The following is a 10,756-nucleotide window of genomic DNA, read 5'->3' on the forward strand; positions in this document are numbered from 1 at the left end:
GGCATCCGTTACTCGTCGTCATCGTCGAGCATCGCGGAGCCATCGATGGCATACAGCTCGTCAAACTCCTCGGGGGCGGGCTGATCGGTCAACTCAACCTCGGAGGGGGCATCATCGTCATACTCAAGACCGCAGGCAAGGCGAACCTTGTGCTCGATCTCGTCGGCGCAATCGGGATGCTCGCGCAGGAACGTCTTAGCGGCCTCGCGACCGTTGCCGAGTTTGTCCTCACCATAGGCAAACCAAGACCCCATCTTTTTGCATATGCCGCACTCGACAGCCATATCCAGAATCGAGCCCTCTTTAGAAATGCCGGTGCCATACATGATGTCAAATTCGGCCGAGCGGAACGGAGCAGCCACCTTGTTCTTAACGACCTTGGCGCGTACGCGATTGCCGATAACCTCGTCCTTGAGCTTGATGGTATCGATTTTGCGAATATCGATACGCACGGAAGAGAAAAACTTGAGTGCGCGGCCGCCTGTGGTGGTCTCGGGGTTGCCAAACATGACGCCGATCTTCTCGCGCAATTGGTTAATGAAGATGCAGGTTGTGTTGGACTTGGCAAGCGAGCCGGCGAGCTTGCGGAGCGCCTGACTCATCAAGCGAGCCTGCAGACCCACCGTCGTGTCACCGATCTCGCCCTCGATTTCTGCACGCGGAGTCAAAGCGGCAACAGAGTCGACGACGATGGCGTCGATGGCACCGGAACGCACAAGCATGTCAACGATCTCGAGCGCCTGTTCACCCGTATCGGGCTGGGAAATCAGCACCTCGTCGATATCGACGCCGATGCGCGCGGCGTAGGTGGGATCAAGCGCATGCTCAGCGTCGATAAAAGCCACGACACCGCCCATGGCCTGCGCCTCTGCAAGAATCTCGAGCGAAAGCGTTGTCTTACCGGAGGACTCGGGGCCATAAATCTCAACGATACGGCCGCGCGGCACGCCGCCGATACCCAAGGCGGCATCGAGCGCCAGAGAGCCCGTCGGAATAGCCTCGACCTCGAGCTCGGGACCGCCGTCGCCATACCTCATAATAGAACCCTGGCCGAACTTCTTCTCGATCTCGGCCTTGGTAGTGGCGATCATCTCGTCGCGCTCTTTACCCGTCGTGCGCGTATGAACGGTACGTACGGGACCTGAATTCTTGGCCATGAATAGCCCTCCTCTTAACAACCTGAATCGATGATAAACGAACGGCTGTTCGTGGTCAACCGTTCAGGTTCATCATATGCACCCGTCCATTCCAAAACCCGACCAAACGCCGACCAATCACCGACCAAACGCTTGACCATGCCAATCGCAAATACGAGTGCTCGTTCAAATTAAAGACATGTGCCAGCGCAAGCGCATTCCTTGCCAAAGGTCCCTATCTCCACAATTAAGGGGCCCTAAGGCCCCTTAAAACACGTCTATTCCATGGAATTGAGCACGCGGACAATGCGTTCCAAAGCCTCGGCGACCGCATAGGCACGGACGCACGACCGATCACCCTCGTAGTGACAGCACGCAGACTCAACGACCGTCGCCCCCCCATCGGCCGCGCGATACGCCCAGCCGATATAGAACGTGCCGGCGGGGTCTTGCTCAGTACCGCCGCCGGGCCCAGCGTAGCCCGTTGCGCTCACGGCGACATCGCTCTGATAGAGGTCCAGCGAGCCCGCGGCCATCTCACGCGCCGTCTGATGCGACACGGCGCTAAACCGATCGAGTGTTTCCTGCTCGACGCCGAGCACGCGATGTTTGATCTCATCGCAGTAGGTCACCGCACCGCCACGAAGCACCGCCGAGGCACCCGGGATATCGGCAATCGTCGAGGCGATCATGCCCGCCGTCAGCGACTCCGCCGTCGACACCGTCACGCCGCGGGCACTCGCGCGCTCGACAATATCGCGCGCCAGCTCCTCGTTGTTTGCGGCGATCTGCAAATAAGACTCCGTCATACCCACCAGGACCTAGACCGAAAAGACGATCTTACGGCAGTTCCAGAAGTACTGGGCACCCGAGATAATGGTCAAAATGACGGCGATGACGTACAGGAAGCGCGACACCGAATAGACACCGAGCAGCAACGACGCCGGCCCCAGCTGAAGACCGGCCATCGCAAAGACGCACAGATAGCCACAGATGGAGACCATCGTGGTCGCCGTCTTGTACTTGCCGAGCTTATCGGCGGCAACGACCACACCGGCAGCACTCGCGACCATGCGAAGTGCGCTCACCAACAGCTCGCGGAACAGGATAATGAACACGGACCACACGGTCACCGCGCCAAAATCCAAGAACAGCAGCAAGGCCGAGAACACCAGCAACTTGTCGGCGATGGGGTCCAAGAACTTGCCGAAATCGGTGATCTCGTTGCGTGAGCGCGCCAGATAGCCGTCGACCTTATCGGTGCACGACAGGATCACATACAGAATGAAGGCAGCGGCGGCGAGCGGGCCGTCGAAGGTGCTCCAGTCCGTACAGGCAACGCTCGCGTGAGACAGAGCCGAGACGATCATGAACACCGGAATAAAGACGATGCGAACACACGTCACGATGTTGGCGGGCGTCCAAACGCTCGTCAGTTCCTTATTGCTCTCGTTTGCCACGACGCTCTCCTACTCCACAACATGGCCGATAAGCTCATAGCAGAAGCTATCGGTAAACTCGACGGTCAAAATATCGCCCACGGACGCCTCGCTGGCGTCCAGATGCACCGCGCCATCGGAATCGGGCGCCTGGAACCAGGCATGACCGATCAGCTCGGCGCCGTCCTCGGTCTCCTCGATACCGTCGACGATTACCTGGGCGCGCTCGCCCACATGGGCTGCCGTGGCGGCAAAACCCAGCGACTCGGCCAGATCCATGGCCTCCTGGGCGCGCTCGAGCTTGACCTCCTCATCGACCTGGCCCTCCATATTGGCGGCCAGGCTGCCCTCCTCCCGCGAGTAGGCAAAGACGCTCGTATAGTCAAAGCCGACGGTGTCCATAAAGTCGATAAGATCACGGAACTCGTCGTCGGTCTCGGTCGGAAAGCCGACCATGGCCGTGGAACGAATCACGATGCCGGGGATACGATCACGAAGATCGCGGAACAGTTCCTCGAGCTCCTGACGCGAACCGGAGCGACGCATGGCCTTGAGGATGCGCGCGTCGCAGTGCTGCACGGGGATATCGATATAGGGCAACACCTCGGGCGTATCGCGGATCGTCTCGATAAGCTCGTCGGTCATGCCCTCGGGCTGCAGATAGAGCACACGAACCCAGACGTTGTGCGGGCGCACAGCCTCGGCGACGGCGCGCAGCAGCTGCGCCAGATTGCGCGGTGAGGCCTCAGCGGCGTCCTCATCGGCAAAGTCGGTGCCCCAAATGCCCGTGTCCTGGCCGATCAGCACGATCTCGCGCACACCGCCGGCAACCAGGTCGCGCACCTCGGAGATAATGCTTTCGGCATTGCGCGAATGATAGCGACCGCGAATGTAGGGAATCATGCAGAAGCTGCAAAAACGATTGCAGCCATCGGAGATCTTGACGTAGGCGACAGCGCCCTCGACGGTACGCTTGACCTGCGGGATATAGGCAGCGATTTCACGCTCCACACCAAGAACGCCATCGATGACAGAGACGATACCGTCTTCCTCATCGGCCTTCACAAATGCCGCGACCTCGGGCAGCTCGTCGGGCAGGTCGTCGCCGTAACGAGACGGCACGCAACCGCACATGACAATGGGGCAGGAGCGAACGCCGTCCTGCACCTCGTTAGCGAGCTCGAGCGTGGTCTCGATACTCTCAGACGTCGCCGAGGTAAGAAACGAGCACGTATTGACAATGGCGATATCGGCATCCTGAGGATCGAATGCCTCCTCGTAGCCCGCAGCGGCCAGCAGCGAACGCATGCGGTCGGTATCGACCTCGTTCTTGGCGCAGCCAAGCGTGATATAGAGTACGGAACCCAACGGAGTATCCATGTTGGAGAGCGGTCCTTTCGAGTAAATTAGCGGTAGTTGGTAAACTGCAGCGGCTGGCCGTAGTCCTGGTCGCGCAGGAACTGAATCACCGTCTGTAAAGCGTCCTTAGAAGCCGAGGAAACGCGCAGCTTATCGGCCTCGATGGTCACCTTGACCTTAAGCTTTTGATCCTTGATGTCTTTATTGATCTTCTTTGCGGTCACCTGGTCGATGCCCTCGACGATATGACCGAGCACGCGCACGGTACCGCCCGAAGCCGCCTGCGGGGTGTCCCAAGAGACAGCCTTGAGGTCGATACCGCGCTTGATGAGCTTGGAGCTCAAAACATCGATGATCTGCTTGGAGACAAAATCGGCCGGAGCGTTAATCGTAAAGAGCTTGTCGCCCTTCGAAAGCTCGATGGTGGCGCCGGAGTCTTTAAGGTCATAGCGCTGGGAGATCTCGCGGGCGGTCTGCTGGAAGGCGTTATCGACCTCCTGCATGTTAACCTCGGACACAACGTCAAAGCTGGAATCTTTAGCCATGGTTCTTCCTTTCGGTACGGGGAGCCTTAGTAGCTGTCGTACGAATAGTCATCTGTATTGTTCACTGTCTGGTCGTCGGATGCCGTGTCGGTGCCGACGGTAGACTGGGCATCGGTGCCGTCGGCATTATCGGTACCGCCGGCATTATCGCCGTTCGCGGAGTCAGCGGTCTCCTTCTTGGGAACGGTAATGGTCACGCGCGCCACACCCGATGTCTTGGTGTCATAGCGAACCTTTTCACCATTCTTGGTGACCGTGACATCGGAGGGCTTGGACGTGGTGATCTCAATCGAGGACTCGGGCGTGTACTCCTGCTCAAAAGGACCGGTCGCTTGAGCGCCATAGACCGATTTACCGTCGACCTTGACCTCGATCCAGGCGGTCTTGCCCTTGGCAACAGAGACCTTGACCTTGGTGACCTCGTCCTCTTCCTTTTCCACCGTCGCCTTGGCAGCATCGGAACCGGCCGCATCCGTCGCCTCGTCGGCGTCTTCATCCTCGTCAGTGGATTCGGTCTTCTTGGAAGATTTCTTAGTCGTCGTCTTGGTAGCCACGGGTGTCTCGGGCGTCGACTCGGGTGCAGCAGAGCCGCAACCACGCAGGAGTACCACGATGAGCAAAATCAACAGTAGCACCACGGCACCGATGCCGACGTAAATAATGCGCGGATCGATCGTGTTGTATTGAGAGGCGCGCCCAACGCCGCGTCCGCGATTGGAGCTACCACGACCATTACCCTGCGGTATGCGGCCGCGACCGCTATCGGGACGACCACGATAGCTACTCTGGCGCTGCGAACCCCGCCGGCCCGGACGCGGCGCAAGCTCGCCACGGCCCTGATAGCCGCGCTGGCCAGAGCGAGGCACCGAAGAGCGCTGCCCATAGGGCTGGGATTGCGAACGGAGGCGCGGCGTCACCTGCGTGGTATCGGCGTCGGAATAGCCATCGCGGGAACGCCCGGCGGGTACTCCGCGATAGCTACGACCGGAGTATCCACCGTCGCCGTAACCGGCGCGAGGATCGCGACTCAACCCGCGAGCGGCGGGAAGCGCACGGTCATCTGGCAGGGGCGTACTGCGAAAACGATCTCGCTGAGAACGAATTTCCTCGCTGGAGCCCGTCTCGGTGATATAGCCCGCCTGCGGAGGGCGCTGGCCGTACCGTGTCGTACGACCACCCTGAACCATCAAAAAACGACCGTTATCGACCGAAGAACGCGAGTTAACGTAGCCGGCAGCATCCTGAAAACGACCTCCCTGCTGCGAGGTATCGCGTTCATATGCCATGAGGTCGTCAAAATAAGCGTTGACGACCTCGCGCGGGTTAAGCCCCAAAAAGCGAGCGTAGCTCGAAATCATGCCCTGCGCATAGCCACGCGGGGGCATCGATGCAAAGTTACCAGTCTCGAAAAACTCGATGATCTGCGGCCTGATTTTGATGGTGTTGGCGACCTGCTGGATGGAAAGGCCCATCCGGCGACGCTGCTCGAGCAGCATGTCACCAAAGCGTGCAGCCATCAGAATCCTCCAAACTCACGATCTTCACGTACCATCTCGGCGTCGACAGACTCCAGCGCGGCAAGCCCTTCGTCATCCAGCAGGACCTCGCGCGGCTTGGAACCGTCGGGCGGGCCGACGACGCCCTTTTCTTCCAGCATGTCCATAATACGCCCGGCGCGCGCATAGCCAACCTTGAGGCGGCGTTGCAGGCCAGATGTGGAGCCAAGCTGCGATTCCACCACAATATGGGCGGCCTCCCAGATAAGCGGGTCGTCATCCTGCGGCTCGGCAACGCCCGTGCGGACAATACCGCCGCCACCAGCCATGGACATGGAAGCAGGCGCCACGGCAGACAGAATCTCCTCGTGGTAGTCGGGCTCGCTTTGCGACTTAACGAACTCGACGATCTCGTTGATCTCGTCATCCGAGACAAAACAGCCCTGGATACGGCGGGGCTTGCCCCAGTCGACCTTGGAGAACAGCATGTCGCCCAAACCGGTGAGCTTTTCGGCGCCCATCTGGTCGATAATGACGCGGGAATCGATGCCCGTGGCCACGTTAAAGGCGATACGATTGGTGATGTTGGCCTTAATGAGGCCCGTCACCACGTTGGAGCTGGGGCGCTGCGTAGCCACGATAAGGTGAATACCGGCGGCACGGCCCAGCTGGGCGATACGAACGATCGAGGCCTCGACATCCTTGCCGGCAACCATCATCAGGTCCGATAGCTCGTCGATGATAATGACCAGATAGGGCATCTTTTGCGGCGGGTTATCGTAGTGTTCGAACTCGCCGGCGGCCTGCTTTTCGTTATACGTCGAGATCTTGCGAACGTTGAGGCGCTCGAAGACCTTCAGGCGACGCTCCATCTCGGACACAGCCCATTGCAAGGCACTCGCAGCCTGCTTGGGTTCGGTCACCACGGGCACATAGAGATGGGGCAGGCCGTTATAGCCGGCAAGCTCAACGCGCTTGGGATCGACCATGATCAAGCGAACGTCCTCGGGAAGCGCGCGCATGAGCAGGGTCGTGATGATGGAGTTGATCATGACCGACTTACCGGAACCGGTGGTACCGGCAATAAGCAGGTGGGGCATCTTGGCGAGGTCGGCGACAACCGGCGTACCCTCGGCATCGCGGCCGATGGCCAGCTCGAGCGGACCGCCCTTCACATAGGGAAGCACGTCGCCCAGGTTAACGTTCTGGCGCTTGCGATTGGGAATCTCGATACCCACAAGCGAGGTGCCGGGAATCGGCGCAAAGATACGCACCGACTGGGCGGCAAGCGAAAGCGCGATATCGTCCTCGAGGCTCGAAATCTTGCTCACGCGCTCGCCCTCGCCGGGCTGCAGCTTAAAGGTCGTCACCGTGGGACCGGCAATCCAGCCGACGACGCGAGCGCTACGGCCAAACTCCAGCAAAGTGGACTGCAGCGACTCGGCCGTCTGCTCCAACTCCTTGTCAGAAGACGCGGCGGACGCCGACTGCGGGTTGGCGTGCAGGATTTCGAGCGGCGGGAGTTTGAGGCCATCCTCTTGCTCGCCCTCGACATCTGCAGCAGTGCCGTCAGCTCCCCCATCGCCGGCTGCAACAGGAGCAGCGGAAGCCGTTGGGGTGGAGGCGTCGGCAACCTTGGGGTGCTTCAGGAAATCGGGGATCTGCGGGGCAGCAGACACGGGGTTCACGGCAAACGGCGGCTCGGACTCGTCGACCTTGTCCGGGTCGTCTTCCATCGAAAGCTGTCCGGTGACCTGTCCTCGCCTGTCTTGCCGACGCGGCAGCAAAGTTGTCTTGGCGGTCTCGAGCGGACACTCGTCATCCTCGTCATCGCCCGCGGTGAGTTCGATTTCGCTATCGGACCAAGACGGGTCGGGCTCACTCGTGTTGAGCTTGGGCGCGGACTTGCCATGCTTGGCATGGCGACGCGGCAGCAGCGTGGTCTTGGCGCGCTCGGCCTCCACAGCCTCGGACACGTCGATAAACGGATCATCGTCCCCGTCGTCATCGTCCAGAACAGGGTCCACATCATTGCCCATCACCGTGGTCACGGCCATATCGGAGCCCTTCTGACGAAGAATGCTCAGGTGCGGACGGGCGACGCCGGGAACCGACAGGGCCTCTTCGTCGCCCCACGGGCTCGCATTGACATCGGCACGACGGCGCTCGGCAAAATCGGCAGCGCGATCGCGCGCAGAGCGCAAAACGCCACCCACCGAAAAGCCGATGATGACAAAGCCAACGACGGCCAAACCCAACAGGACCACCATCGCGATAGGTTTACCCAGGGCATTCTGCAGCGCACTCGCAATAAACGCACCGATGTAGCCACCCGAGGCGGACAGGTTTTGCGGCACAAACATGAGGTCGCACGAATCGCTCGTGCCCGGCACCATCAACGAAAGAATGGAGACGACGGCGATAAAGACAACGGCGCCACCCGCGACCGAGCGAATGTTGAGCGGCGAGTCCTCACCCAAAAAGAGCGTGGAGGCAAACAGCAAAATGACGATCGGCAGCACGTAGGCGCCCAGGCCAAAGCCAAGATGGTAGAAACCGGCAACCGCTGCCGTCACGGGTGCCGTTGCCGGAGAAATCACGGCAATGAAAGACGCAATCGCCAAAACGGCAATGACCACGCCGGCGATATCGCGGTTGGCCGAAGGCTCGACCAGGGGCTCAAAATCGTCGAACTCGGCCTCGTGGCCCTTATTGGCACGAAGATGGGAACCGGCACCCTTAGTAGATGCCGGTTGGTTGTTGGCTTTATTGCCTTTGGCGTTTTGTGCAGATCCGCGCGCCAAACTAAACCTCCATGACGACCGGGATGATCATCGGACGGGTGCGCGTACGGCTCCAAATGAAGTTGGAGAGCGAATCGCGCACGGCCTTGCGAATGGCATCGGAGCCGCTGCTCGTAAAGCTAAACTTGCCCTTCTCGATCGTCTTCATGATGGATGCGGAGGCATCCTCGGAGAACTGATCGTCGATGGCAAATGAAACACCACGGCCCGAGAACTCAATAGCCTCGATCTTCTTATGCTTGAGCGAGACGATGGCGACGGCTGTGACCATACCGTCATTGGCGAGCTTCTGACGATCGCGCAGGACGATGGGGTCGGTATCACCGATGCGCAGGCCGTCGACGTAGACGACGCCGGACTCGACGGGCGTGCCGCGCTTGACAATACCACCGCGCATCTCGAGCGTGTCACCGTTATCGAGGATAAAGATATGATCATCCTTAATACCCATCTTACGGGCAAGCTGGGCATGGGCACGCAGGTGCACGGCCTCGCCGTGAACCGGCATAAAGTAGGTGGGCTTGGCCATGGCCATCAGAAGCTTGAGCTCTTCCTGGCTGCCGTGACCCGAGACATGGACGAGGGCGCGATTCTTATCCCACACGTCGCAGCCAAGCTTGGCCAGGCTGTTGACGACCTGCTGGACGGCCTTCTCGTTGCCGGGAACAGGGGTCGCCGAGAGGATGACGGTATCGCCCTCGTGGATGGAGAGCGTCTTGTGCTCGCCGTTGGCCATGCGGGACAGCGCCGACAGCGGCTCGCCCTGAGAGCCGGTGCACATGACGACAATCTTGTCGTCAGGCAGGTTATCGATATCGAAGGCATCGATGATATCGGCATCGTCGATGTTGAGGTAGCCCAGCTCGCGCGCCACGCGGGTGTTGGTGAGCATGGAACGTCCGGTCACGACGACCTTGCGGCCGCACTTGCGGGCGGCGTCGCAGATCTGCTGCAGGCGATGGATATGGCTCGAGAACGACGCGACGAAAACACGGCCCGGGGCATTCTTGATGGCGTGCAGCAGGTTGGGACCGACCTCGGCCTCGGACTTGGTAAAGCCCGGAACCGTGGCGTTGGTGGAGTCGGAAAGCAACAGGTCGATGCCCTGCTTGGCAAAGCGACTGATGGCGGCATAATCGGGCGTGACGCCATCGATGGGCGTCTGGTCGAGCTTAAAGTCGCCCGTGTGCATAACGGTGCCCTGGTTGGTGCGAATGAATACACCCAAAGCGCCCGGAATTGAGTGCGTCATAGAGAAGAAGTCGAGCGAAATGCCACCAAGATTGACATGGCTACCGCCCTTGACCTCGCGGAACTTGGGCGCGCGGATGCGGAACTCGGAAAGCTTGCCCTCGATGAAACCAAGCGTCAGCTTGCTCGAGAAGATGGGCACCTTGTTGTTGAGGTCCTGCAGCAGGTACGGAAGCGAACCGGTATGGTCCTCGTGGCCGTGGGTGACGATGATGCCGCGGAGCTTCTCCTCGTTCTCCAGAACATAGGTGTAGTCGGGAAGCACCAAATCGATACCGGGCTGGGAGTCGTCGGGGAACATAAGGCCGGCGTCGACGAGCACCATGTCGTCGCCGCACTCGAAGACCGTCATATTCTTGCCGATGCCGTCAAGGCCTCCGAGCGGAATGATCTTCAAAGGAGATGATTTTTTAGCTGCCATAGGTTCGTGCGGTTTCCTTTCTTCGAAACGGGTCTGGAACAACCGACGGGGCGCTTCTGGCAAACCGACCGCCGGGAACGTACAAACATGCATCACGGAGTCGATGCAGTAACCGCATCATGATACCCATTTGCCCACCAACAGACCACCCATGCATCAAAGCCCCATCCAAACCGGTCTATCCCGCCGGTCTGGGGCCATCGGGGGCCGGGGCGGGTTAAGTTTGTCGCGAGTTCCGCACGCAAAGGAAAGCACTTAATGTGCTTTCCGTCTTGCGCAGGACTGTAGAGCAGCAAACTTAACCC

General features: G+C 59.8%; 8 protein-coding genes. All 8 read right to left on the reverse strand.

From position 1 onward, the window contains the following. Positions 1-8 precede the first annotated feature (8 nt). A complete protein-coding gene (recA, locus tag ACTNB2_RS01730) occupies positions 9-1,157 on the reverse strand; it encodes a recombinase RecA (RefSeq protein WP_154516331.1) in 1,149 nt (382 codons plus the stop codon). 257 nt (positions 1,158-1,414) lie between these two features. Continuing rightward, positions 1,415-1,930 carry a CinA family protein gene (locus ACTNB2_RS01735; protein ID WP_441041347.1) on the reverse strand — a complete coding sequence of 172 codons (516 nt, stop codon included), beginning with the start codon at positions 1,928-1,930 and terminating at the stop codon, positions 1,415-1,417. Between the two features lie 27 nt (positions 1,931-1,957). Beyond that, positions 1,958-2,506, reverse strand: a complete 549-nt coding sequence (gene pgsA / locus ACTNB2_RS01740) for a CDP-diacylglycerol--glycerol-3-phosphate 3-phosphatidyltransferase (RefSeq protein ID WP_441041356.1) — start codon at positions 2,504-2,506, stop codon at positions 1,958-1,960. Positions 2,507-2,605: 99 nt separating this feature from the next. Beyond that, entirely contained in the window at positions 2,606-3,955 is a 1,350-nt protein-coding gene (rimO, locus tag ACTNB2_RS01745) for a 30S ribosomal protein S12 methylthiotransferase RimO (RefSeq protein ID WP_427748025.1), read from the reverse strand. Positions 3,956-3,981: 26 nt separating this feature from the next. Continuing rightward, complete coding sequence (locus ACTNB2_RS01750; protein WP_441041349.1) at positions 3,982-4,479, reverse strand: YajQ family cyclic di-GMP-binding protein; 498 nt, start codon at positions 4,477-4,479, stop codon at positions 3,982-3,984. A gap of 26 nt (positions 4,480-4,505) precedes the next feature. Continuing rightward, entirely contained in the window at positions 4,506-5,996 is a 1,491-nt protein-coding gene (locus ACTNB2_RS01755) for a RodZ domain-containing protein (RefSeq protein WP_441041351.1), read from the reverse strand. Beyond that, entirely contained in the window at positions 5,996-8,779 is a 2,784-nt protein-coding gene (locus ACTNB2_RS01760) for a DNA translocase FtsK 4TM domain-containing protein (RefSeq protein ID WP_441041353.1), read from the reverse strand. Before ACTNB2_RS01760 ends, ACTNB2_RS01755 begins: the two co-directional genes overlap by 1 nt. Position 8,780: 1 nt before the next feature. Next, a complete protein-coding gene (locus tag ACTNB2_RS01765; protein WP_117654800.1) occupies positions 8,781-10,451 on the reverse strand; it encodes a ribonuclease J in 1,671 nt (556 codons plus the stop codon). Positions 10,452-10,756: the final 305 nt, after the last annotated feature.

Source organism: Collinsella sp. HCP28S3_G2 (assembly GCF_052065125.1).
GTDB lineage: Bacteria > Actinomycetota > Coriobacteriia > Coriobacteriales > Coriobacteriaceae > Collinsella.

Coding starts and splice junctions, on each gene's coding strand:
- ACTNB2_RS01765 (WP_117654800.1), bottom strand. CDS start 10,451: ATGGCAGCTAAAAAATCATCTCCTTTGAAGATCATTCCGCTCGGAGGC.
- rimO (WP_427748025.1), bottom strand. CDS start 3,955: ATGGATACTCCGTTGGGTTCCGTACTCTATATCACGCTTGGCTGCGCC.
- ACTNB2_RS01750 (WP_441041349.1), bottom strand. CDS start 4,479: ATGGCTAAAGATTCCAGCTTTGACGTTGTGTCCGAGGTTAACATGCAG.
- pgsA (WP_441041356.1), bottom strand. CDS start 2,506: ATGATCGTCTCGGCTCTGTCTCACGCGAGCGTTGCCTGTACGGACTGG.
- recA (WP_154516331.1), bottom strand. CDS start 1,157: ATGGCCAAGAATTCAGGTCCCGTACGTACCGTTCATACGCGCACGACG.
- ACTNB2_RS01755 (WP_441041351.1), bottom strand. CDS start 5,996: ATGGCTGCACGCTTTGGTGACATGCTGCTCGAGCAGCGTCGCCGGATG.